The 22,410-nt window shown below is 73.8% G+C and carries 19 protein-coding genes; 12 read left to right on the forward strand and 7 right to left on the reverse strand.

Annotated features, from left to right (window positions below; translation table 11 throughout):
* Positions 1-72: 72 nt before the first annotated feature.
* From ACX6XY_RS12315 to ACX6XY_RS12330, 4 genes are read right to left on the reverse strand one after another with little or no spacing between them, the layout of a single operon-like run.
* A complete protein-coding gene (locus ACX6XY_RS12315) occupies positions 73-921 on the reverse strand; it encodes a phosphonate ABC transporter ATP-binding protein (RefSeq protein ID WP_460329296.1) in 849 nt (282 codons plus the stop codon).
* A complete protein-coding gene (locus ACX6XY_RS12320; RefSeq protein ID WP_460329298.1) occupies positions 918-1,850 on the reverse strand; it encodes a putative selenate ABC transporter substrate-binding protein in 933 nt (310 codons plus the stop codon). Before ACX6XY_RS12320 ends, ACX6XY_RS12315 begins: the two co-directional genes overlap by 4 nt.
* Positions 1,851-1,852: 2 nt before the next feature.
* The gene (locus tag ACX6XY_RS12325; protein ID WP_460329300.1) at positions 1,853-2,878 is read right to left on the reverse strand and encodes an Rv1678 family membrane protein; all 1,026 of its coding nucleotides are present in this window, start codon (positions 2,876-2,878) and stop codon (positions 1,853-1,855) included.
* On the reverse strand, positions 2,871-4,061 hold the full coding sequence (locus tag ACX6XY_RS12330) for a radical SAM protein (RefSeq protein WP_460329302.1): 1,191 nt from the start codon (positions 4,059-4,061) through the stop codon (positions 2,871-2,873). The genes ACX6XY_RS12325 and ACX6XY_RS12330 overlap by 8 nt, the downstream gene beginning before the upstream one ends.
* 126 nt (positions 4,062-4,187) lie before the next feature.
* Between ACX6XY_RS12330 and ACX6XY_RS12335 the strand changes: the two genes are divergently transcribed.
* Positions 4,188-4,832: a class I SAM-dependent methyltransferase gene (locus ACX6XY_RS12335; protein WP_460329304.1), complete on the forward strand. Its 645-nt coding sequence runs from the start codon at positions 4,188-4,190 to the stop codon at positions 4,830-4,832.
* Between the two features lie 36 nt (positions 4,833-4,868).
* Here the strand turns inward: ACX6XY_RS12335 and ACX6XY_RS12340 are convergent, their stop codons facing one another.
* Entirely contained in the window at positions 4,869-5,558 is a 690-nt protein-coding gene (locus tag ACX6XY_RS12340; protein WP_460329443.1) for a GntR family transcriptional regulator, read from the reverse strand.
* A 155-nt stretch (positions 5,559-5,713) separates the two neighbouring features.
* On the opposite strand from ACX6XY_RS12340, the gene ACX6XY_RS12345 reads away from it, so the two are divergent.
* Positions 5,714-6,505, forward strand: a complete 792-nt coding sequence (locus ACX6XY_RS12345; protein ID WP_460329306.1) for a hypothetical protein — start codon at positions 5,714-5,716, stop codon at positions 6,503-6,505.
* An 87-nt stretch (positions 6,506-6,592) separates the two neighbouring features.
* On the opposite strand, the gene ACX6XY_RS12350 is transcribed toward ACX6XY_RS12345, so the two are convergent.
* Positions 6,593-7,645, reverse strand: a complete 1,053-nt coding sequence (locus ACX6XY_RS12350) for a methyltransferase domain-containing protein (RefSeq protein WP_460329308.1) — start codon at positions 7,643-7,645, stop codon at positions 6,593-6,595.
* Between the two features lie 227 nt (positions 7,646-7,872).
* On the opposite strand from ACX6XY_RS12350, the gene ACX6XY_RS12355 reads away from it, so the two are divergent.
* The 9 genes from ACX6XY_RS12355 to ACX6XY_RS12395 all read left to right on the forward strand — a co-directional run bounded on the left by ACX6XY_RS12355 (position 7,873) and on the right by ACX6XY_RS12395 (position 20,305).
* Entirely contained in the window at positions 7,873-9,387 is a 1,515-nt protein-coding gene (locus ACX6XY_RS12355; protein ID WP_460329310.1) for a dihydrolipoyl dehydrogenase family protein, read from the forward strand.
* 87 nt (positions 9,388-9,474) lie between these two features.
* Positions 9,475-11,745: a TIGR04283 family arsenosugar biosynthesis glycosyltransferase gene (locus tag ACX6XY_RS12360; protein ID WP_460329312.1), complete on the forward strand. Its 2,271-nt coding sequence runs from the start codon at positions 9,475-9,477 to the stop codon at positions 11,743-11,745.
* Positions 11,745-13,439, forward strand: a complete 1,695-nt coding sequence (locus ACX6XY_RS12365; RefSeq protein WP_460329314.1) for a radical SAM protein — start codon at positions 11,745-11,747, stop codon at positions 13,437-13,439. The genes ACX6XY_RS12360 and ACX6XY_RS12365 overlap by 1 nt, the downstream gene beginning before the upstream one ends.
* Positions 13,440-13,599: 160 nt before the next feature.
* Positions 13,600-13,875 carry a hypothetical protein gene (locus ACX6XY_RS12370; protein WP_460329316.1) on the forward strand — a complete coding sequence of 92 codons (276 nt, stop codon included), beginning with the start codon at positions 13,600-13,602 and terminating at the stop codon, positions 13,873-13,875.
* On the forward strand, positions 13,875-16,274 hold the full coding sequence (locus ACX6XY_RS12375; protein ID WP_460329318.1) for a heavy metal translocating P-type ATPase: 2,400 nt from the start codon (positions 13,875-13,877) through the stop codon (positions 16,272-16,274). Before ACX6XY_RS12370 ends, ACX6XY_RS12375 begins: the two co-directional genes overlap by 1 nt.
* Complete coding sequence (locus tag ACX6XY_RS12380) at positions 16,271-16,891, forward strand: copper chaperone PCu(A)C (protein ID WP_460329320.1); 621 nt, start codon at positions 16,271-16,273, stop codon at positions 16,889-16,891. Before ACX6XY_RS12375 ends, ACX6XY_RS12380 begins: the two co-directional genes overlap by 4 nt.
* A 193-nt stretch (positions 16,892-17,084) precedes the next feature.
* Positions 17,085-18,167, forward strand: a complete 1,083-nt coding sequence (locus ACX6XY_RS12385) for an ABC transporter substrate-binding protein (protein ID WP_460329322.1) — start codon at positions 17,085-17,087, stop codon at positions 18,165-18,167.
* Between the two features lie 188 nt (positions 18,168-18,355).
* Positions 18,356-19,375 (forward strand): FecCD family ABC transporter permease, encoded by a 1,020-nt coding sequence (locus tag ACX6XY_RS12390; RefSeq protein WP_460329445.1) that lies wholly within the window; start codon positions 18,356-18,358, stop codon positions 19,373-19,375.
* 24 nt (positions 19,376-19,399) lie between these two features.
* Entirely contained in the window at positions 19,400-20,305 is a 906-nt protein-coding gene (locus tag ACX6XY_RS12395; protein WP_460329325.1) for an ABC transporter ATP-binding protein, read from the forward strand.
* A 99-nt stretch (positions 20,306-20,404) separates the two neighbouring features.
* Here the strand turns inward: ACX6XY_RS12395 and ACX6XY_RS12400 are convergent, their stop codons facing one another.
* Positions 20,405-20,623 carry a heavy-metal-associated domain-containing protein gene (locus tag ACX6XY_RS12400; protein ID WP_460329327.1) on the reverse strand — a complete coding sequence of 73 codons (219 nt, stop codon included), beginning with the start codon at positions 20,621-20,623 and terminating at the stop codon, positions 20,405-20,407.
* A 233-nt stretch (positions 20,624-20,856) separates the two neighbouring features.
* Here ACX6XY_RS12400 and ACX6XY_RS12405 point away from each other — a divergent pair, with 233 nt between their 5' ends.
* Complete coding sequence (locus tag ACX6XY_RS12405; protein ID WP_460329329.1) at positions 20,857-22,374, forward strand: MFS transporter; 1,518 nt, start codon at positions 20,857-20,859, stop codon at positions 22,372-22,374.
* Positions 22,375-22,410 lie beyond the last annotated feature (36 nt).

A 22,410-nucleotide genomic window follows, 5' to 3' on the forward strand; every position in this document is an offset into this window, starting at 1 on the left:
GGGCGGACGCGGGCGGCGGCGACGGCGCGGCGGGCGGCGGCGGTGGCGGCGGGGCGGCGCCGAGTCGGAGCGTCACGCGAGCGTGTCGAGTGTGTAGAGCTCGTGCAGGGCCGCGTCGCTCACGTCGGCGGCCGGGCAGTCCAGGACGATCTCGCCCTGCCGCAGGCCCACCACCCGTGTGCAGTGCTCGCGCGCCAGCGCGGGCTGGTGCAGGCTGACCACCAAGGTGCGCACCTGGGCGTGCACCTGGGTACGCACCGGCGGCTCGGCCGCGCGCGGTGCGGTGCCGAGCAGGGCGAGGATGCCCGCCGCGCGCACCGGGTCGAGGCTGGACACCGGCTCGTCGGCCACCACCAGCTCAGGCGACTGCACAAGGAGCCGGGCGATCGCCACCCGCTGCCGCTCGCCGCCGGACAGCCGCTCGGTGCGCTCGTGCAGCGCCCAGCCCAGGTCGACGCGGTCCAGCGCGTCCTGGACCTGGTCCAGCGCGCGCGGCCAGACCAGCGAGGCCAGCGCGCGCGGCGTGCTCCACCGGCCGAGCCTGCCCGCGTTGACGTTGTGCAGCACCCGGACCTGCTCGATCAGGGCGAGGCGCTGGCTGACCGAGCCGATCCGCCGCTGGAGCAGCCGCCGCCGTGGCGCGGTCAGGCGCGCCGGGTCCTCGCCGAACACCTCCAGCGCGCCGCTGGTCGGCTCAAGCGACCCGTTGAGCAGCGCCAGCAGGGTGCTCTTCCCGGCGCCGCTGGTGCCGAGCACCGCCACCCGCTCACCCGCGTACACGGTCAGGTCAAGGCCGCGCAGCGCCTCGTGCGCGCCGAACCGGCGACCCGCGCCGCGCAGTCGCAGCACCGGCGCCGCGTCCGCCGCGTCGGCCGTGCCCATCGCGTCCGCCGCATTCGCCGCGTCCGCCGCGTGGCTCACCGGAGCAGCCCCAGGTCGCGGGCCACGTCCTCGATCTGGTCGTAGGCCGAGTCCTCGGCGGCGATGAACGACCTGGCACCGAAGAGCTTCAGGAGTTCCGCGTCGTCGGGGTCCTGGTGGTCGAGGCCCAGGAGCAGATCCCGCACCTTCCGCGAGGTGCCCGCGCCGTAGGTCTCGTCGAGATCCGGGCGGGCCAGCCAGTGGTAGTCGGCGTAGCCGGGGGTGCGCCAGAGCACGCTCACCGTGTCCTGGTCGACGTCGCCCGCCGCGACGGCCGACTTCCAGACCTGCTCGTTGACGGCCCCGGTCTCGTAGCTGCCGCTGGCGACGAGTTCGATGGTCGCGTCGTGGGAGCCGGAGAAGCCCGGTTTCCCGCGCAGGTCGCTCGGCTTGAGCCCCGCCTGCCGCATGAAGTACTCGGGCATCAGACGGCCGGATGTGGAGGTCTCGCTGCCGAAGGTGAGGGTGTGGCCCGCGAGGTCGCGCAGCCCGTCGACCGTCGTGAAGGGCCGCAGGCCCGCCTTGCTGTGGGCGATGAACAGGCTGTGGAAGTCGGCGTCGATGTCCCGCTGCGCGAGCGCGGTCGCGCCCGGCCTGCGGGCGCGCGCCTGGACGCCGGTCAGCCCGCCCATCCAGGCCAGATGGATGTCGCCGATCTCGAAGGCGCGCACCACGGCGGTGTAGTCGGTGACAGGGCGGTAGACCACGTCCAGCCCGGTCGCGTCGGCGAACCGCTCGGCCACGGCGGGATAGAGCCGGTTGAGCAGCTCCGGGTCCTGGTCGGGAATCGCCGTGATCCCGAGCGGCCGCGCGCCCGAACCAGACCCGCCGCCGCTGCCGCCGTCGCCGCCGCTGCCGCAGGCGCTCAGCAGCAGGGTCGCTCCAGCGCCGAGCAGCAGGGTACGGCGGCCTATCGGCCTCATGGGCATGGTCACTTCCCTGCGCTGGACGGAGTGCCGGACGGATTACGGGACGGGGTACGGGGCTGAGGTGGCGCGGCCACCGTCGCGGCGACCAGGGCGACGGACAGCAGGAACGCCGCCGACGTCGCGTTGCCGCCCAGCAGCGGATCGCTGAAGCCGATCTGCGCGTACAGCGACACCGCGGCCGCGACGCCCAGGGCCGCCGCCGCCCACCCCAGTACGCCGGTCCGGGTCCGGGCGGCCACCAGCGTCAGTACGCCGACCAGCACCAGCACCAGCCCGCCGACGAGGTTGTACCGGCCCAGACCGAGCGACCAGTCGGTGGAGGTCAGCCCGGAGCCGACGCGGGCCAGCGGCTCGTCCGCCGACGCCACCGCGCTGAACACGCCCACGGCCACCGCCACCGCGCCCCACACCTGGCCGAGCGTCCGCGCGGAGCCCGTACCGGACCGCACCGCGTCCACCGCGAACACCCGCCCGGCCGACGAGAACAGGATCACCAGATGCGCGCCGATCATCAGCCAGTAGGACCAGGTCCATTCGTGTGGCGCGAAGGCGACCGAGAAGCCGATGGCGAGGGACTGGGCCACTCCGAGGGCGGCCGCCGCCCGCACCCACGCGCCGGTCAGCAGCAGCACCGCGAGCGCGGTCTCGGCGAGCAGCACCAGCCACCCGAAGACCGCCATGTTGGGCAGTACGGCGTGTTCCACGACCCAGCTGTACGGCGGGAGCACCGGGTCGCTCACGGCGAACGAGGTGAAGTGGAACAGTCCCCGGTCGGCGTCCTCGCCGAAGTCCGGCGGGCGCTTCCAGGCCACGTTGTAGAGCCACATCAGGCCGAGCAGCACGCGCAGGAACGCCGCCGCGCAGGCCTGTTCGCGCCGGACTTCGTCGGTCGCGGGGGCGAGCAGCCAGCGTACGGGCGCGAGCAGCGAGCGGGTTCGCGGTGTCTCAGGCTCAGGTGTCTCAGGCCCTGGAGTCTCAGGCCCTGGTGTCTCAGGCCCTGGTGTCTCAGGCTCAGGCGTCTCAGGCACAGCGGAACACCTCGCGTCCCGCCCGCGCCGCGGCGTCCTGGACGGCGAGCGTGTCCCGTACGACGCCGAACACCTCGGACAGCGGCAGCGGATCGTCGGCGATCCGCATATGGGGGTCGGTGACCGCCACGGGATGCCACCAGGCGCCGTCCACGGTGAGCGTCGGCTCGGGCTCCAGGCCCTCCAGGGAGACATGTACGCCCCCGTCGGCGAAGCCCTCGTGCGCCACCGGCCGGATGATCCGGTCGGGCAGGGCGATCCCGGCGTCGTCGAGCCGCCGGTGCAGCGCCGCGACGCCCTCGGGGTCCTCGTCGTACAGCGTGGCGGCCACCCGCACCCGGAACCCGAGCGAACGGGCCAGCGTGATGCCGTCGACCGCGCGCTGCCACGAGCCCGCGCCGCGCTGCCGGTCGTGCAGCTCGGGGGTGGCCGAGTCGAGGCTGATCTGGAGCACCACATCGCGGTCCAGGCTCTCCAGGGTCTCCCGGCGCGTGCCCTTGCCGAAGATCATGCCGTTGGTCAGCACGGTGCGCTCCAGACCGGCCGCCGCGCCGATCAGGGCGGCCAGCTCGGGGTGCATGAACGGCTCGCCGCCGGTGAAGAACACCTCGCGCCCGCCCTGGGCCGCGAACTCCTCGAACGCCTTTGCGGCGAGGTCCGCGCCGAAGCGGCGGGCCGCCGCCTTCGGGGACGACTCGGCACAGCAGTACGCGCACGCCAGGTTGCAGTCGAAGTTGGTGTAGATCCACAGCCGTCGGCCCACCGGCGACCGCTCACCCGGAGTGAACACCGTGGCGGCCTGGTCTGGATCACCCGCCCCGACCGCCGCGCCCGCCTTGTCCGCCGCGCCCGTCCGGCCCGCCTTGCTCACCGCGAACCACCACGGCCCTTCGGGTGACTCGGCCACCTCGGCGACCACGTCATGCCCGACCAGATCCGCCCAGGCGGGCAGATCGGTGGCGACGCTGGCCTCCGCGCTGCGCACCCCGAGCACCTGGCCGGGGCCGAGCCGCCGCATCGCGCGGGTGATCAGCAGCAGGAGACCGCTGCCGCAGTCCATGTCGCCGCCGTCGACCAGCGCCGCGACCTCACCGAGCGGGTTCGGCTCCTGACCGGGCGCCTGACCAGTTGCCTGACCGGCCGCCTGACCGCCCGTCTGACCAGCATGTGTCCGTTCGACCATGGTTTCACCGTAGCGACGGCGGACAGGGCACGCATCGGCTCCGCTCCTTACGAAACGCTGACGCCGGACCCCGGCGGCGACCCTCCGTACTGCCGTGGCCCACGCACTCGGTCTACCCTCGCCACCATGACCGATCACGGCACACCGCGCCCCGACGACGCCGACGCCCGGACGGAGTTCTGGGAAGGCGTACACCACAGCAAGGACGTCGACGGAGTCTCCTGGTGGCAGTCCGTGCCGGGGCTCTCGCTCGACCTGGTGGACCGGACCGGCCTCGGCCCCGACGAGCCGATCATCGACGTCGGCGCCGGATGGTCGACACTCGTGGACCATCTGCTCGAACGCGGCTACCGCGACCTGACGGCCGTCGACCTCTCCACCACCGCCCTGCGGACCGTCCGCGACCGGCTCGGCCCGTCCGGCTCGGACGTCGTCCTCGCCATGGCCGACGTACTCGACCTGGACATGGGCCGTACGTACGCCCTGTGGCACGACCGCGCGGTGTACCACTTCCTCACCGAGCCCGAGGAGCGCGCCGACTACGCGGCCTCGCTGGAGCGTCAGCTGCGGCCCGGCGGCTGGCTGGTGGTGGCCACCTTCGGGCCGGACGGCCCCACCACCTGCAGCGGCCTGCCGATCGTCCGCTACACGCACGCCGAACTCGCCGCCGAGTTCCCCGATTACGAGCTCGTCGGCACGGCGGGCGAGGACCATCTCACCCCGTGGGGCGCGTCCCAGCAGTTCACGGCGGTACTGATGCGCCGCCGCTGAGCACGAACCGCTGAGCGCCGACCGGGTCCCGGCCTCTTACCGGGTCTCGGTCTCGGCCTCGGCCCGGCTTCTGGCCCAGAGCGAGCGGACGTGCCCCAGATGCTTGGCCATGCACGCCTCAGCGCCCCGCGCGTCGCCCGCCAGCATCAGGTCGAGGAGCTCCAGGTGCTCCTCGGCCGACGGCAGCAGCTCGCCCCGCTCGTCCAGCGCGGTGAGCCCGTACAGCCGCGAGCGCTTGCGCAGCTCGCCGACGGTCTCGACCAGCCGGTCGTTGCCGCACAGCGCGAGCAGCGAGAGATGGAAGCGCCGGTCGGCCTCCAGATAGCCGATCAGGTCGTGTTCGCGCGCGGCCCGCACGATGTCCTCGGCGACCGGCCGCAGGGCCTCCAGCTCGGCACGGTCGGCGGACCCGGTGATCTGGCCGATGACCGGGATCTCGATGAGCGCGCGGATCTCGGTGTACTGGTCGAGGTCGCGCTCGTCGACCTCGGTGACCCGGAAGCCCTTGTTGCGTACGGGCTCGACCAGGCCCTCCCGCGCCAGGTCGAGCATCGCCTCGCGCACGGGCGTGGCCGAGATGCCGAAGTCCTGGGCGAGTACGGGGGCCGAGTACACCTGGCCTGGGCGGAGTTCGCCGGAGATCAGGGCGGCCCGCAGGGCGTGGGCGACCTGGTCGCGCAGTCGCTCGCGGGCGGCGCCGAGGTTGTGGTGTTGCAGGTGCCCCATGGCGGTGGTGGTCCCTTCCTGGCGGAGCGAAGCCACCAGCTTACAATGTCACATTGTTTCCGCAGGTCACGGAGTCAGCGGGGCAACCCTTACGTGAGGGTAGGCTTGTGGGAGGCGGCCAGGGGAGACCGAAGGGGCGGAAGGGGTGAGGGCCGGTGGCGGGTGAGCTGCGATGCCCGTCCTGTGGCGAGCGGGAGGAACTGCGCGGCGAGCCGACCGACGGAGACATCCGGGTCACCTGCCTGCGCTGCCAGGCCCGGTGGATGCGCGGAGCGCCGCGCTGCGCGGGGTGCGGCGGGGCGGACATCGTGGAGCGGCCGCAGGCGATGACCCGTCACTCCCGTGGCACACAGCTGTCGATCATCGGTTGGCGGCAGACACCGCTGTGCCGCGCGTGCGACGCGGACGCCGTCGCCACGTCCATCGAGCAGAACGTCCCCGTCCCTGGCGACTATGTGCCGGTGTGCCTGTGCGGGGACGGAACGGCCCCCGCGCCACCGGCCTCCGCCCCCGAGCCAGCGCGGGCCGCCCCGGCACGTACGCCCGCGCCAGAGCGGAAGGCGCCCGCGCCAGCGCAGAAGGCACCCGCGGCGCGGCGGAAGGCCGCCGGGTCGGCCAAGTCCGCCGCGCCGCGCGGAGTGCCGCGGACCGCCCAGGCCGCGGCGCCCACCGTGCGCCAGGCCATCGCCGCCTTCCTCGGCGAGGCGTCCGGGCAGGCCGACGCCACGGCCATGCTGCTGCTCGGCACGCATCTCGGCTCGCACAACCGCCTGGCGGTGCTGGAGGAGCCCGGCGCGGCCGACGATCTCGCCGACTGGTGCGACGGCCACTGGGCCGATCGCGGAAGTGACCAGGCCCGGCGGGCACTCGGCACCATCTGCCGCGCCGTCGACTTCTGGGGAGCCCGCGGCTGGCTGGCCTCCGACCCGGCACGAAGGCTCCGCTGACCACACGTCCCGCCTCGGGCCTGTCCGGCGGGGGCTGAGAGCACGCACCGCGGGCGACGAAGGGGCTCCCGGAACACGCCCTGGCGGTCAGCAGCACGCGGCACCGGAGTCGACGGCCCCCGCCGACCCCGACCCCGCCCCCGCGACGGGCGCGCACGGGAACAGGCCGTGGTGGGTCGTCTTGTCGCCGGTGACGGTGAAGTGGGGCGCGAAGCGGGTGGCGCTCAGCATGTCGGCGGTGTTGCCGCACACCAGCATCGGCTTGCCGTTGTGGAAACGGTGGTGGTCGTCGAGGTCGAAGGCGTGCGGGTGCTCGGGCAGCGTGCCGTGGTAGACGGCGACCTGGCCGTAGTCCTCGCAGCGGTCCTCCAGCGGCAGCTTGAAGGCGCGCACGGTCCGCGACGAGAAGGCGGCGAAGCCGATCTTCCGGTCGACGTCCGGGTCGTCGATGGTCACCGGCGTGTCGCTGACGGTGCGGGGGTCCGGGCACCCGGCGCGGGCCAGTACCCGGCGGAAGTCCTCGGTGTACAGGGCTCCAGCCAGACACTCGCCGAGCAGGACCGGGTCGTCACGGAGCGCGGCGGGCAGTCGGCGGTCGGCGAAGATGTCGGAGAAGTACAGCTCGCCGCCGGGCCGCAGGACGCGGAAGACCTCGGCGAACACCCGCGGCTTGTCCGGGGACAGGTTCACCACGCAGTTCGAGACGACCACGTCGACGGAGTCGTCCGCGATCCCCGCCGCCCCGAGGTCCTCGATATAGCCGTGCCGGAACGTGACGTTGCCGTAGCCGAACCGCCGGGTGTGCCAGTCCTGGTGGCGCAGCGCGACGTCGAGCTGCTCCTCGGTCATGTCGACGCCGATCACCCGGCCGGTGGGGCCGACCAGCTGGGACAGGACGTACGCGTCGCGGCCGCTGCCGCAGCCCAGGTCGAGCACGGTCGCGCCGTCCAGCGCGGGCGGAAGGGGGGACCCGCAGCCGTAGAAGCGGTCGGCGACCTCCTCGTGGACGCGAGCGAGCGCGGCGGCGATACGCGGCGGCGGCGCGGTCGCGGTGCAGCAGGCGCTGGTCTTCAGGTCAGCGGAGGAAGCGAGTACCCGGCCGTAGTAGTCCTTGACCGAGGCGGCGATGTCGATGGACATGTGGGGCTCCCGTACGGGGTAGGGCGGTGGGGTGACGGCTGACGTGGGCGGGATGGGGAACCTGGTCGGCCGACTGGAGCATTCCCGCTGGACGAGACGGGACGCACGCCGAAAATCTGTGCCCAGACGGAAGGCGACGGCCGTCCCGGCAGGTTCCCTGCCCACACTTTGCTCACACCTTGCTCACACCTTGCCCACACCCTCCCGACTCCCGGAGTACGACTGCGATGAGCGCGAGCGCATACGACCTGGTGGTCATCGGCGGCGGCAGCGCGGGCCTCACGGCGGCCCGCACCGCCGGACGCCTCGGCGCGCGCACCCTGCTCGTCGAACGGGCCCGGCTGGGCGGCGACTGCCTCTGGACCGGCTGCGTGCCCAGCAAGGCTCTGCTGCACACGGCGAGTGAGGTGAGCGCGGCCCGCCGCGCCGGGGCCTACGGCCTCACCGCGCCGAGCGGCCCCGCTGGCCTCGCGGCCGCCATGGCGCACGTCAGGCGGGCGATCGCGGCGGTCGAGCCGCATGACTCCGCCGCGTCCCTGCGCCCGCTGGGCGTGGAAGTGGCCAGCGGCGCGGCCGAGTTCACCGGTCCGCGCACGCTGTCCGTGGCGGGCGGGACCCCCTTCGCCGGTACGGAGTCAGGCGGTACGGCACCGGGCGGTACGGAGTCGGGCGGTACGGCACCGGACGACACGGAGCCGGGCGGCGCGGCACGAGAGGTCTCCTTCCGGTACGCCCTCATCGCGACCGGCTCCGCGCCGACCCTGGCCCCGATCGCGGGCCTGGCCGAGGCGAACCCGCTGACCAGCGACACCGTATGGGCGCTGACCGCGCTGCCCGGCCGTCTGGTGGTCCTGGGCGGCGGTCCCGTCGGCTGCGAGCTGGGGCAGGCGTTCGCCCGGCTCGGCTCGCGGGTGACGCTCGTCGAGGCGCTGAACCGGCCGCTGCCCCGCGAGGAGCCGCGCGCCTCCGCGACCGTCCGGGCCGCCCTGGAGGCGGACGGCGTCCGGGTCCTGACCGGCTACCGCGCCGAGCAGGTCGCCGACGGGGCGCTGCACGGGCCGGGCGGCCCCGTCCCGTACGACCGGCTGCTCGCCGTCACCGGCCGCCGTGCGAACACCGCCGGTCTCGGCCTGGAACGCGCGGGGGTGCGCCTGGACGCGCGGGGGCGGCTCCGTACGGACGGACGGCTGCGTACGACCAACCCGCGGATCTACGCGGCCGGGGACGTCACGGGCCGGTCCGCGCTGACCCACCTGGGCGGGGTGCAGGGCGCGGCCGCCGCCGTGGACGCGCTGCTCGGCGTGCGTCGGCGGATCGACTACGCCGCGGTGCCGTCGGTGACGTACACCGATCCGGAGGTCGCCCGCGTCGGCCTGACCGCCGACGAGGCCCGCACCCGGTACGGGCACGGGGTACGGGTGCGCACGCTGGACCACGACCGGGTGGACCGGGCGGTCGCCGACGGCCGCGCCGACGGCTTCAGCAGCCTGGTGCTCGCACCGCGCGGGAAGATCGTCGGGGCCACGGTGGTCGCGCCCCGCGCGGGGGAGACCATCGCCCATCTGGCGGCCGCCGTACGGCTGGGCTGGACAGCCGCCCAGTACGCCAGGACGGTGCACCCGTACCCGACCTACGCGGACGGGCCCTGGCACGCCGCGCTCCAGGACGTCTACGCCCGCGTCGACGGTGCCCGCCGGGCCACCGACGCGCTGCTCGGCCTGCGCAGACGGATCCGGCGCTGAACCCGCGCCCCACAGAACAGACGACGGCGGAGAGACCGGCGGAGAGACCGGCGGAGAGACCGACGGAGAGGCAGGGGACGTACGCTGATGGGACTCGTCGCGACACTGCGCGCCTGGGCGCGCGCCACCCGACCCTACGACCCCGAGTTCGTCGCGGCCATGGCACGCCGCTGGGCCGAACTCCCCGCCACGGCCCGGACCCCGGCCCAGGTCATCGGCCGGCACGGCGTGGGCTGCGAGGGCACCCACGGCGTCTTCCCCAAGTGCGACCTGAAGTGCACGCCCTGCTACCACTCCCGAGACGCCAACGCCGTACGCGTCGACGGGATGCACACCCGCGAACAAGTCGCCGCCCAGATGGGCCTGTTGCGCGAGCTGCGCGGCCCCAGGGCGCACACCCAGCTGATCGGCGGCGAGGTCAGCCTGCTGCCGCCCGACGACCACGCCGCCGCGCTCCAGGTGATGCGCGAGCACGGCCGTGAGCCGATGAGCTTCACGCACGGCGACTTCGACTACGCCTACCTGGAGCGGCTCGCCCTCGGTCCGGACGGAAAGCGGCGCTTCGACCGGCTCTCGTTCGCCGCGCACTTCGACAAGTTCATGTACGGGCGGCGCGGCATCGAACGCCCGCCGAGCGAGCGGGCGCTGACTCCCTACCGGGCCCGGTTCGCCGCCTTGTTCACCCGGCTGCGGCGCGAGCACGGGGTGCGGTTCTTCCTCGCCCACAACATGACCGTCACGCCCGGCAACCTCGACGAGGTCCCCGAGGTCATCCGCTCCGCCTGGGATCTGGGATACGGCATGTTCTCGTTCCAGCCCGCCGCCTTCGTCGGCGACGAGCGCCGCTGGAAGGAGCGCTACCGGGAGGCCACCCCGGACGCGGTCTGGGAGCGGATCGAGCGCGGCGTGGGCGCCCGCCTCGACTACGACGTCTTCCACAACGGCGACGTGCGCTGCAACCGCACCGCCTACGGCTTCGCCGTCGGCCGCCGCTGGTTCCCCTTCCTGGACGGCGACGACCCCCGCGACCTGGCCGTACGCGACGCCTTCTTCCGGCACCTGGGCAAGGTGAGCTTCACCGGGCCGCCGCCGCTGCTGGTCGCGGCCAGGGTGGCCCGAGTAGCCGCCCGGCACCCGTCGGTGATCGGTACGGCGCTGGGGTGGCTGGCGCGTACGGTGCGCCGCGTCGGCGTCGGCAGGCTGGTGCGCCATCGGCTGCGGGTGCGGCCGCTGTCGTTCGTGATGCACGTGTTCATGGACGCCGAACAGGTAGCCCCGGCATGGGAGTCGACGCGGCGCGGCGAGACGAGCGACGACCCGGCGGTGCGCGCCGCACAGGAGCGGCTCGCCGCCTGCCACTACGCCATGGCGCACCCCGAGGACGGCACCCTGGTACCCGCGTGCGTCCAGCACTCCGTGCTCGACCCGGCCGAGAACGCGGCCCTGCGCAAGCTGCTGCCGATCGTCGACGTGCGAGACGGAGACCGAGACGGAGACCGAGACGGAGACGGAGACCGAGACGGAGACGGAGACCGAGACGGAGACACCCAAGAGAAGGAAGGGCCGGAGACGCGCGGGAAAGCCCGGAGCGTGAACGTGTCGATCGTCGTCCCCGTGCTCAACGAACAGGACACCGTCCAGACCGCTCTGGCTCGCCTGTGCCGGGACTTCCCCGACTGCGAACTGATCGTCGTGGACGGCGGATCCACCGACGCCACGCGCGAACTGGCCGCGCATTACGGCACATTGGTGTCATCCCCGCGCGGCCGGGCCCGGCAGATGAACGAGGGCGCCCGGCACTGCGCCGGCGACGTGCTGTGGTTCGTCCATGCCGACACACGCGTGGACCCGGCCGCCCTCGAACAGATCAGGAGCGCGCTCGCCGACCCGCGGACCGTCGGCGGCGGCCTGACCCTGCGCTTCGACCGGCGCGGCCTCGGCCTGGACTACCTGGCGTGGACGTCCAACGCCCGCGCCCGCCGCCTGCGCCAGGTCTTCGGCGATCAGGCGATGTTCATCCGCCGCACCGCCTTCGACGGGCTCGGCGGCTTCCCCGACCTGCCGATCATGGAGGATCTGGAGATGTCCCGGCGTCTCGCGCGGTGCGGCGGCCTCGTCGTACTGCCCGCCACCGCCACGGCCTCCGCCCGGCGGCTGACCGCGCACGGGGTGTGGCGAATGATCGTCTTCATGCAGTACCTGAAGCTCCTGTACTTCGCCGGAGCCGACCCCGAGTCGCTGCGCCGCCGTTACGCCGCTGGCCCGCGGTCGATGCTGCCTGCCCGTTTCCCTGCCCGTTTCCCTGCCCGCTTCCCTTCCCGTTCCCTGTCCCGGCCCGCCTCGGGGAGTGACTCCTGATGCGCATCGCGGTGTGCGGCGGCCCCTACGGCAACCCGTACGCTCTACGGGCCTTCGCCGACGACGCGCGCGCCCGTGGCGCCGAGCGGCTGTACTGCCTGGGTGACCTCGGCGGCTTCGGCGCCGAAGTGGACGCTCTGTGGCCGATTCTGACGGGGCGTGACATCACCTGCGTCGCCGGGAACTACGACGTGGCCATCGCCCGTGGCGACACCGACTGCGGCTGCGGGTACCGAGACCCGAAGGACAACGAGTACGCCCAGCTCATCTACGACCACACCCTGGCCACCACCAGCCGCGCCTTCGCCGCGTGGATGGGCGGCCTGCCCACCGAACGCCGCGAGACGCTCGACGGCGTCGACGTGCACCTGGTGCACGGCTCCACGCTCGCCCTCAACGACTTCTGGTGGGAGTCCCTGCCCGACGAGCAGCACCGGGCACGCGTCGACGCCAGCGGCGCGGACGTCGTCCTGTGCACGCACAGCGGCCTGCCCTGGCAGCGGCGCGTCAAAGACACCCTGGTCGTCAACGTCGGCGTCCTGGGCAAGCCCGCCAACAACGGTCGGCGCACCGTCTGGTACGCCCTGCTGGACCTCGCCGACGGGCGGGCGAGCGCGGAGCTCGCCGAGCTGCCGTACGACTGGCGGGCGCAGGCGGCCTCCATGCGCGCCGCCGGGCTGCCCGAGGTCTTCGTGGAGACGATCGAGACCGGCTGGTGGACGACCTGCCTGGAGATCCTGCCGCCGCGCGAGCGCTCCCAAGGCCGTTACCACCTGTACCGCTCCACCCTCCCCACCGGTTTCACGCCCGCCGACGACGGCTGGGGGCCGACCACGGCCACAGAACCGGAGGGCGAGCGCCCGGTGGTCCCGCTGTTCGGCAGCCCGTACTTCCCCTCCCGGCTGTGGCTGTACACCAACTTCCACTGCAACCTCGCTTGCGACTACTGCGCCGTCGCCTCCTCGCCGAAGGCCGCCCCCCGCACGCTCCCCGCCGACGCCTGCCGCGCCTTGGTGGACGAGGCCGCCGCGGCTGGCTTCACCGAGCTGTACGTCACCGGGGGCGAGCCGTTCCTCCACCCGGCCATCGTCGAGCTGCTCGACCACGCCGCCGCCCGGCTCCCGACCACCGTGATGACCAACGCCATGCTGCTGCGCGGCCGCCGCGCCACCGGACTCGCCGAACTCGCCGGTCTCGCCACGCGCGCGGGCCGCGAGCTCACCGTCCAGACCTCTCTGGACGGCGCCACCGCCCGCACCCACGACGCCCACCGGGGCCGGGGCTCCTTCCAGCGCACCCTCGACGGCATCCGCCACCTCATCTCGCTCGGCCTGCCGCCGCGCGTCGCGCTCACCGAGACCCCGGAGAACTCCGCCGAGATCCCGGCGACCGCGGCCCTGCTGGCCGGACTCGGCCTGCCCGCCGACCGCTTCGCCGTACGTCCGCTGCTGCGCCGTGGCTTCGCCGACACCGGCGTCGAGATCGGCGCGGACACCTCGGTTCCCGAACTCACGGTCACCGCCGACGGGCTGCACTGGCACCCCGCCGGGGCCGACGCCGTCACCAGCCCCGACCTGCACATCGCGCCCGCGGGCACGTCGCTCGACGCGGGCAAGCGGCTGGTGACCGAGCGGTTCTTCGCCGCCCGCCTGGCCGACGGAAGCCTGCCGCGCCCCGTCCACTGCGCCGTCTGACCCGACGGGTGTGTGACGCGCGCCACGGCAGAGGGCTGGAACCCGTCCATATCCCCGTCCGACTCCTGAATCGGTACAGCTCACCGAGATCGCCCCGGATCGCCCGGATCCCGCGTTCCGAGCTGTCCGAATGCCCGAAGCGCGGATCAGGAGGCCGGTGATGGAAGAGTCCGAGCAGCACTCGCCAGGGGCGGGTGCGACGCTGCGGCGACTGGCGCCGCCGCCCGCCCTCTGCGGCTTCCTGCTGTTGCTCGCCCTGGTCTTCACGGTGTCGTACGCCTACGGGTCCGCCGTCGGGCCCGTGGCGCCCGGCATGCGCCCCGGAACGAGCGGGAGCGGAAGCGACGGGGACGGCGGGAGCGGCGGCGGTTCCGGGCACCACGGCCTGCGCGAACTCGGCACCCCGCGCGTGACGCTCGACGGGAGCGTCAACTGATGGCCACCGAACCCGCGCCCGCGACCGAACCCGCGCCCGCGCTGCTCACCACGGACCTGACCGTCGGCGGGATGACCTGCGCCGCGTGCGTCCGGCGGGTCGAGAAGAAGCTCGCCAAGCTGGACGGCGTGACCGCGACGGTCAACCTGGCCACCGGGAACGCCCGCGTCAGCCACCCCCCGCAGGTCAGCCCGGAAGAGCTCGTCACGACGGTCGAGCAGGCCGGGTACACGGCCGCCCTGCCCGCACCGCCCAAGGAACAGCGGAGTGAGAAGACCGCGCGGACGGGCGGCACGGGCGGCGCGGACGGAGCCGAGGACAGCGAGGCCGCCGAGGCCCGGCGGGAGCGCGAACGGCTGCTGATCACCGCACTGCTCTCGGTGCCGGTGCTCGTGCTGTCCATGGTGCCCGCCTTCCAGTTCCGCAACTGGCAGTGGCTGTGCTTCGCGCTGGCCGCGCCGGTCGCCCTGTGGAGCGCGTGGCCGTTCCACCAGCGCGCGGTGCGCGGGCTGCGGCACTCCGCCGCGACCATGGACACCCTGGTCTCGCTCGGCGTGGCGGCGTCCTTCTCCTGGTCGGTGTACGCGCTGTTCTTCGGCGGCGCGGGCGATCCCGGCATGACGATGCCGTTCAGCCTGCTGTCCGAAGCCTCGCACGGCACGGCGCACGTCTACCTCGAAGCGGCCGTCGGCGTACCGCTGTTCGTGCTGGCCGGGCGCTACCTGGAGGCGCGGGCGCGGCGCGGCACGGGGGCGGCCCTGCGGTCGCTGGCCCGGCTCGCCGCCAAGGAGGTGTCCGTACGCGAGGGCGGCGTCGAACGGCTCATCCCCATCGAGGAACTGACGGTCGGACAGGTCTTCGTCGTCCGGCCCGGCGAGCGGGTGGCCACCGACGGCGAGGTGACGGACGGCTCGTCCGCCGTGGACCTCTCCCTGGTCACCGGGGAGAGCGAGCCGGTGGAGGTCCAGCCGGGCTCCGCGGTCGTCGGCGGGGCCGTCAACGCGGGCGGGCTGCTGTTGGTACGAGCCACGGCCGTCGGCGCGGACACCCAACTCGCCAGGATCACTCACCTGGTGACCGAGGCTCAGGCCGGGAAGGCGAAGGCGCAGCGACTGGCCGACGCGGTGGCCGGGGTGTTCGTGCCGGTGGTGCTGGCGCTCTCGGCGACCGTGCTCGGGTTCTGGCTGGGCGCGGGCGCCGACCCGCAGGCCGCGATCACGGCGGCGGTGGCGGTGCTGGTGGTGGCGTGTCCGTGCGCGCTGGGGCTCGCGACGCCGACCGCGCTGATGGCCGCGACCGGGCGCGGCGCCCAACTGGGCGTCCTGGTCCGGGGCCCGCAGTCACTCGAAGGGCTCCAGCACATCGACACGGTCGTCCTCGACAAGACCGGCACCCTCACTACGGGGCACATGTCCGTCGCCCGCGTCACCGCCGCACCCGGCGGGCTCGGCAGGGACGAGGCCCTGCGGCTGGCCGGAGCGGTGGAACAGGGCTCGGAGCACCCGCTGGGCCGGGCGATCACCGCGTACGCGCGCCGGTCGCTGTCCGGCGCCCCGCTGCCCGACGCGGACGACTTCGCCGCGACGGCGGGCCGGGGCGTGCGCGGGCGGGTCGAGGGACGGCTGGTGGAGGTCACGGCCCCGGACGGCGACCTGCCCGAGGCCCTGGCCGACGCGCTCACCGCCGCGGCGGCCGACGCGTACACGCCCGTACTGGTCAGGATCGACGGGACGGCCGAGGCGCTGATCGAGATCGGTGACGTCGTACGGCCCGGCAGCTACCGGGCGGTGGAGCGGCTGCGGCGGCTCGGAGTGCGCCCGGTGCTCGCCACCGGGGACCGCGCGGCGCCCGCCGACGCCGTCGCCGACGCGCTCGGCATCGACGAGGTGCACGCCCGCTGCACCCCCGAGGGCAAGGCCGAGCTGGTACGGGAGTTGCGGGCGGCGGGCCGCCGGGTCGCGGTGGTCGGCGACGGCGTGAACGACGCCGCCGCGCTGGCCGGAGCCGACCTGGGCATCGCCATGGGCGGCGGCACGGACGCGGCGATCGGCGCCGCCGACGTGACGCTGGTACGCGGGGACATCGAGGCGCTCGGCGACGCGGTGCTGCTCGCCCGGCGCACGCTGGGCACGATCCGGGTGAACCTGGCGTGGGCCTTCGGCTACAACGCGGTGACCGTGCCGCTCGCCATGGTCGGGCTGCTCAACCCGATGATGGCCGCGCTGGCGATGTCGCTGAGCTCGGTGCTCGTGGTGGGCAACAGCCTGCGGCTGCGGGCCTGGCAGCCGTCGCGGCCGCCGGGCCGTGGCGGTGGACGCGGCGGCAGTGGCAGTGGCAGTGGCAGTGGTCACGGTGGCGGACGGGGACAGGTCGTTCGCGTGGGGGGTACGACACGATGACCGAACGCACCGAACGCACCGAACGCACCGAACGCACCGAGGGCGCTGAGCGCTCCGAGCGCTCCGCGCTCTCCGTCTGGCGGCCGACCCGTAGCAAGGTGACCGGGGCCCTGGTCACCGCGCTCGCCCCGGTGGCCGCGTGCAGTGTCGCTCTCGGCGGCCTGACCACCTGGGTCGTCGTCGGCAAGGCGGGCGACCCGCCCCGTATCGGCGTCACCGACGCGCGCGTCTACCTGCCGACCGGCTCGACCCCCGAGACCGCCGCGTTCTTCCGGATCTCCAACTCCGGGGACGCCGACGACGCGCTGGTGAAGGTGACGTCCACCGCCACGGGCGGCGACATCGTCCTCAGCGAGCACCGCATGAACGACGGCGGAGGCGCGTACTCGGAAGTCGTGGAGTCGGCGGACGTCCCGGCGGGCGGCACCGTCGTCATGGACCCGTTCTCGCTCGACGTGGTGCTGCGGGAGGTCCCGAAGTGGCGTAAGTGGGACCGAGTGCCGTTCACGCTGCACTTCCGGCACAGCAGGCCGGTGAAGGTCACGGCGATCGTGGTCCCCGTCGGGGGCGACGCGGCGGCACGGATCGGCGTCGAGCCCTTCCCCGGCGAGCGCTGACCCCGCCGCAACGCGGGCAACGCAGGCAACGCGGGCAACGCGGGCGTCGCGGTCTTCACGGATCTTCACCGTCTTCACAGGCTTCGCGGGGGAAAACACGCGAAGCCACGGGAACCGGCGCGACGTCGACGCCGACTACTGGACCGGGTGGCGGACGTCCGCCCGTGTACCAAGGCGATCCTGGAGAAATGTGATGCGTTCTCGCGTGTGGTGGGGTGCGACGGCCGTGGTAGTCAGCCTGCTCGCGGCGGGCTGCGGCGACGGTGACGGCGGCGGCAGCGGGGACACGGGCGCGGCGGGCTCCGGTACGGACAAGGTTGCCGCCGACGGGTACCCGGTGACCGTCACCGACTGCCGGGACGCCAAGACCACCTTCGACTCCGCCCCCGAGAAGATCGTCACCAGCAACGCCGCCAGCCTGGAGCTCCTGCTCAGGCTCGGCGCCGGAGACAAGGTGATCGGCACCGGCTTCCCGCCGGGCAAGGGCGCCCTGCCCGGCGACCTGGACGCTCAGGCGCAGCGGGTCGAGGTGCTCAGCGACTCCGTCATCCCCAAGGAGAAACTCCTCGGCTCCGGCGCCGACCTGTACATCGACACCTTCGCCGCCATGAACCACGGGGGCGGCGGCATGGGCGGCGTGCCCACCGAGGACGAGTTCAAGGCCGCGGGCGTCAAGCACATCTACCTGAAGTCCACCGCGTGTTCGGGCACCCGCAAGGGCCCGGTGACCGATCTGTCGGCGGTCGAGGAGGACATCGTCTCGCTCGGCGCGGTCACCGGCACCAGCGCGAAGGCCAAGGAGCTGGTCGACGGGATGAAGGAGAAGGTGGACGCCGTCCAGCGGGCCGTGGGCGACACCCCGGAGCAGGACCGGCCGACGTACTACTTCTTCGACTACGACGCCGGGACCAAACAGCCGACCGCTGTCTGCAACCGCCAGATCGCGCACGCCGTGATCACCCTGGCCGGGGCCCGCAACGCCTTCGCCGACTGCGACGCCGACCGCAAACAGGTCGGCTGGGAGGACGTCGTCGCCAAGAACCCGGACTGGATCCAGCTGGCCGTACGCGACCGGGGCGGCGAGGCCGCGAACGACAAGGCGTTCGACGAGGCCGAGGACTGGCTCAGGAACAACCCGGCCACCAAGGGCCTGAAGGCCGTCAAGGAAGGCAACCTGCTGCGGATCCGCTCCGAGCAGACCACCATCGCCGGTGTCACCAACGCCGACACCGTCACGGAGATCGCCAAGGCGCTGTACCCCGGTAAGGTCAAGTGACCGTGGCGGACCGTCTGTTGAGTCGCAAAGGCGAAGCGGGGCGGCCCGGCGCGGGGCGCTCTGACGCGGGAGGTTCCGACGCGGGAGGTTCCGACGCGGGGGGCCCCGACGCAGGGGGCCCCGACGCGGGGCGACGCGCGTCGGGGCGGCGCTCCGGGCCCCGCGCCGCGCCCGCCGGGCCGCGCACCATACCCGCCCTGCCGCTCGTGCTGGCCCTGGCCGTCGCCCTGCTGCTCGCTCTCACCGCCGCCGTGTCCTGGGGCTCCACCTCCGTCCCGCCCGGCGAGGTGTGGGGCGTGGTGTGGCGCAGGCTGTCCGGCGAGGCCCCGCGGCCCGGCACCGCCGACCTGATCGTGTGGCAACTGCGCGTCCCCCGCGCCCTGCTGGCCGCCCTGGTCGGCGCGGGTCTCGGCCTCATCGGCACGGCCATGCAGGCCCTGGTGCGCAACCCGTTGGCCGACCCGTACATCCTGGGCATCTCCAACGGCGCCTCGCTCGGCGCGGTCGCCGCGATCGTGCTCGGCATCGGCGCGGGCGGCGCACTCGGGCTCGGCCTGTCCGGCGCCGCGTTCGCGGGCGCCCTGGTCACCTTCGCGATCGTCTGGACGGTGGCCAGGCGCGGCGGGGGTTTCGGGCCGCTGCGGCTGATCCTGGCCGGAGTGGCGATCGGGCAGTTCCTCTCCGGGTTCACCAGCTATCTCGTCCTCCAGGCCGGAGACCAGCAGCAGACGCAGAGCGTGCTGTTCTGGCTGATGGGCAGCCTGAGCGGCGCGAGCTGGCCGCTGCTCGTCGCCCCCGCGGTGGCGGTCCCGGCCACGCTGCTGTGGCTCCTGGCGCGAGCGCGGGGCCTGAACACCCTGCTGATGGGCGACGAGACCGCGGCTGGCCTGGGCATCGACGTCGTACGGCTACGGCGCGAACTGTTCACGCTGACCAGCCTGTTGACCGGCGTCCTGGTCGCGGTCTCCGGCGCGATCGCCTTCGTCGCGCTGATGGTCCCGCACGCCTGCCGCCTGGTCGTCGGCGGAGACCACCGGCGGCTGCTGCCGGTGGCCGCGCTGTTCGGGGCGCTGCTGCTCGTGGTGGTCGACATCGTCTGCCGGACCGCCATGGACACGCAGGAGCTGCCGGTCGGCGTGGTCACCTCGCTGATCGGGGCCCCGGCCCTGCTGTATCTGCTGGACCGGCGTCTGGCGAAAGGGAGTTGAGGGTCACGTGAAGGTGGGAGTCCGTTGAGAGTCGAGATCGAGGACCTGCACGTCGCGTACGCGGGCGACACGGTCGTGTCGGGGGTCGGGCTGCTCGCGGCCGAGGGTGAGATCACCGGTCTGATCGGCCCGAACGGCAGCGGCAAGTCCACGCTGCTGCGGACCGTCTACCGGCATCTGAAGCCCACCGCGGGGCGGGTGCTGCTGTCCGGGACCGACATCCGCGAGCTGAGCCCGGCCCGGTCGGCCCGGCATGTGGCCGCGCTGCCGCAGGAGCGCGGCGGCGACTTCGAGCTGAGCGTGCGCGAGGTCGTCGCCATGGGCCGCACGCCCTACAAGCGCGCCTTCGCGGGGGACGACGCCACCGACCGCGATGTGGTCGCGCGGGTCCTGGCCAAGGTCGGCATGGCGGAGCACGCGGGCCGCCGCTTCACGGCCCTGTCCGGCGGCGAGCGCCAACGGGTGCTCCTCGCCAGGGCGTTGGCCCAGGACCCGGACGTCCTGGTGCTGGACGAGCCGACCAACCACCTGGACATCCGCCACCAGGTAGAACTGCTCGTCCTGCTGCGCGCCCAGCGCCGCACCACGCTGGTGTCGCTGCACGACCTGAACGCGGCGGCCTCGGTCTGCGACCGGCTCCACGTCCTGCACGACGGCACCCTGGTCGCCTCCGGGCGGCCCCGTCAGGTGCTCACGCCCGCGCTGCTGTCCGAGGTCTTCGGCGTACGGGCGGCCGTGGTCGACCACCCGCTGACCGGGGACCCGCTGATCGCCTTCGACCACCGGTCGGGCGTGGTAGGCGAGTCCGCGGGGCCCGCCGAGTCCGCCGGACGCGTGGAGCCCGCCGAGCCCGCCGGTTCCGCCGAACCCGCCCCGCGCGCCGAACCCGCCGGGGCGCGGGAAGCCGCCCCGGCGGCAGTGGAGGCCTGAGGAGCGCGGCATCGCGGCCCGCCCGGACGAACTCGGGGCCGCCCGCGACCCCGAGAGGGTGCGGGCGGCCCCGAGTTCGTCCGGGCGCGGCGTGCTGCCTCAGGCGGCGGTGGGCAGGTCGGCCACGCCGTACCCGGCCTCGACGATCGCGGCCCGCACACGGGCGTCGTCCAGGGCGTCGCCGTGCACGGTGACGGTGTTCGCGGCGAGATCGACGACGACCTCGCTGACGCCGGGCACCTCGGAGACCTCCTCTCTGATGCTCGCCGCGCAGTGCTCGCAGGTCATGCCGGTGACGTCGTACTGCTTCTGGGGCATGGGAGGGCTCCGATCCGGGAGAGGGCCGTGGGATTCAGGTCGCCCCAGTAGTCGGAAGGGGCCTCGAACCAGTTCCCCGCCCGGCGGATCGGAGCCACTGATTCATCACATCGGCTGAAACAGCGCGGTAACCCGAGAAATTTTCGATACTCCGGGAACTCACCGGTGCCACGCCCCGACGTATGAAACGGGGCTGTTGTCCGGCAGCCCTGATCCAAGGGGGAGGACACGAAGTGGCGGCGCATCAGGAACCTGGTTCGGCGGAGCAGTCGGGGCGTACAGTCCCCGCGGCCCCAGGGGGCGCGAGAGCCGAGGGAGCCCCGCACGAGGGGGACCGCTGGGCGTTGGTGGCCGTGGCGGGCGTGCTGGCGTTCGTGGCGATGCTCGACATGAACATCGTCAACGTCGCCCTCGCGGACATCTCCGACGGGCTCGGCGTATCCGCGGCGACCGCCCAGTGGGCGGCGCTGGGCTACCAACTACCCGTAGTGGCCCTCCTGTTGCCCGTCGGCCGCTGGCTGGACACGGTGGGCACGCGCCCCGCGCTGATGGCGGCGACCTGCGGCTTCGCGCTGTGCAGCGCCGCCGCCGCCCTCGCCCCGTGGCTGGCCTGGCTGATCGCCGCCCGCGTCGGGCAGGGCGCGTTCGCCGCGGTCCTGTTCGTTCTGATGCCGGTGCTCGCGATGCGCTCGGTACGTCCGGAACTGCGCGGGCGGGCGATGAGCGTGCCCGCCACGCTGGGGCCGCTGGGCGCCGTCACCGGACCGGCCGTGGGCGGCCTGCTGGTCGACCACCTGGGCTGGCGCGCGGTGTTCTTCGTCAAGCTCCCCTTCTGCCTGCTGGCGCTGATCGTGACCTGGCGGGTGATGCCGAAGGCGGTCGGCGGCGGGCTGCGCCGCCCCGACCAGCGGACGTCCGCGGACGCGCTCCTCGTCGGCACGGGTGTGGCCGCGCTGCTGCTGGCGCTCAGCTTCGGGTCCGACACCCCGGCCTGGCTGCTGCTCGCGCTCGTCGCCGTACCGCCCCTGTGGTGGTGGCTGCGCGGTCCGGGCGGCCGTCCGGTGACGGGCGTGCTGCGGACCGGGGGCCTGTGGCGTCCCCACGGGTCGGTGCTGGCCCTGGCCGCCGGGTTCGCCGCCATGCACTACGTCATCGCGCTGCACCTCCAGACCGGCGAGGGCGCCAGCGCCACCGCCACCGGCCTGACCATGCTGGCCTTCCCGCTCGGCATGGGCCTGGCGGGGCCGCTCGGCGGACGGCTCGCCGACCGGTACGGCGCCCGGCCCGTCGCCTCCGTCGGCGCCTCGCTCACGGCCTGCGGCCTGCTGCTGCTCGTCCCGTTCGGCGACGGCTGGTCCTCGCTCGACGTGGCCTGGCGCCTCGCGGTGGCCGGGGTCGGCATGGGCCTGAACGGCGGCCCGACCCAGGCCCTGGTGATGAGTTCGGCCCCGCCCGGCAGGGCGGCCACCGTCGGCTCGACGGTCCAGCTCTCCCGCAGCCTCGGCTTCACCCTCGGCCCGGCGCTCGCCACCGCCGCCTGGGGCCTGGCGGAGGCGGGCACGGACGGGCAGCCGGGCCTGACCGGCGCGCGTGCGGGCCTCGCACTCGCCGCGACGGCCGCGTGCGTCGCCGTACCCCTGATCCTGTCGGCCAGACGCCCTGGAACGCCACAGCCACAGCCACAGTCGGAGTCGGACTCGGAGTCACAGCCGCAGCCGAGCGCCGACGCGGCGCCCGCGGCGCGCCGCTGACCCGGACCCGGCCCGCACCCGGCGACTCTCGCTCGC

The organism is Streptomyces sp. O3, from assembly GCF_054788135.1.

What these genes read in the sequence shown, in the direction of transcription:
- ACX6XY_RS12340 (WP_460329443.1), bottom strand. Translation starts at nt 5,558, where the DNA reads ATGGGGCACCTGCAACACCACAACCTCGGCGCCGCCCGCGAGCGACTG.
- ACX6XY_RS12365 (WP_460329314.1), top strand. Translation starts at nt 11,745, where the DNA reads ATGCGCATCGCGGTGTGCGGCGGCCCCTACGGCAACCCGTACGCTCTA.
- ACX6XY_RS12335 (WP_460329304.1), top strand. Translation starts at nt 4,188, where the DNA reads ATGACCGATCACGGCACACCGCGCCCCGACGACGCCGACGCCCGGACG.
- ACX6XY_RS12400 (WP_460329327.1), bottom strand. Translation starts at nt 20,623, where the DNA reads ATGCCCCAGAAGCAGTACGACGTCACCGGCATGACCTGCGAGCACTGC.
- ACX6XY_RS12355 (WP_460329310.1), top strand. Translation starts at nt 7,873, where the DNA reads ATGAGCGCGAGCGCATACGACCTGGTGGTCATCGGCGGCGGCAGCGCG.
- ACX6XY_RS12330 (WP_460329302.1), bottom strand. Translation starts at nt 4,061, where the DNA reads ATGGTCGAACGGACACATGCTGGTCAGACGGGCGGTCAGGCGGCCGGT.
- ACX6XY_RS12385 (WP_460329322.1), top strand. Translation starts at nt 17,085, where the DNA reads ATGCGTTCTCGCGTGTGGTGGGGTGCGACGGCCGTGGTAGTCAGCCTG.
- ACX6XY_RS12370 (WP_460329316.1), top strand. Translation starts at nt 13,600, where the DNA reads ATGGAAGAGTCCGAGCAGCACTCGCCAGGGGCGGGTGCGACGCTGCGG.
- ACX6XY_RS12360 (WP_460329312.1), top strand. Translation starts at nt 9,475, where the DNA reads ATGGGACTCGTCGCGACACTGCGCGCCTGGGCGCGCGCCACCCGACCC.
- ACX6XY_RS12350 (WP_460329308.1), bottom strand. Translation starts at nt 7,645, where the DNA reads ATGTCCATCGACATCGCCGCCTCGGTCAAGGACTACTACGGCCGGGTA.
- ACX6XY_RS12320 (WP_460329298.1), bottom strand. Translation starts at nt 1,850, where the DNA reads ATGCCCATGAGGCCGATAGGCCGCCGTACCCTGCTGCTCGGCGCTGGA.
- ACX6XY_RS12375 (WP_460329318.1), top strand. Translation starts at nt 13,875, where the DNA reads ATGGCCACCGAACCCGCGCCCGCGACCGAACCCGCGCCCGCGCTGCTC.
- ACX6XY_RS12380 (WP_460329320.1), top strand. Translation starts at nt 16,271, where the DNA reads ATGACCGAACGCACCGAACGCACCGAACGCACCGAACGCACCGAGGGC.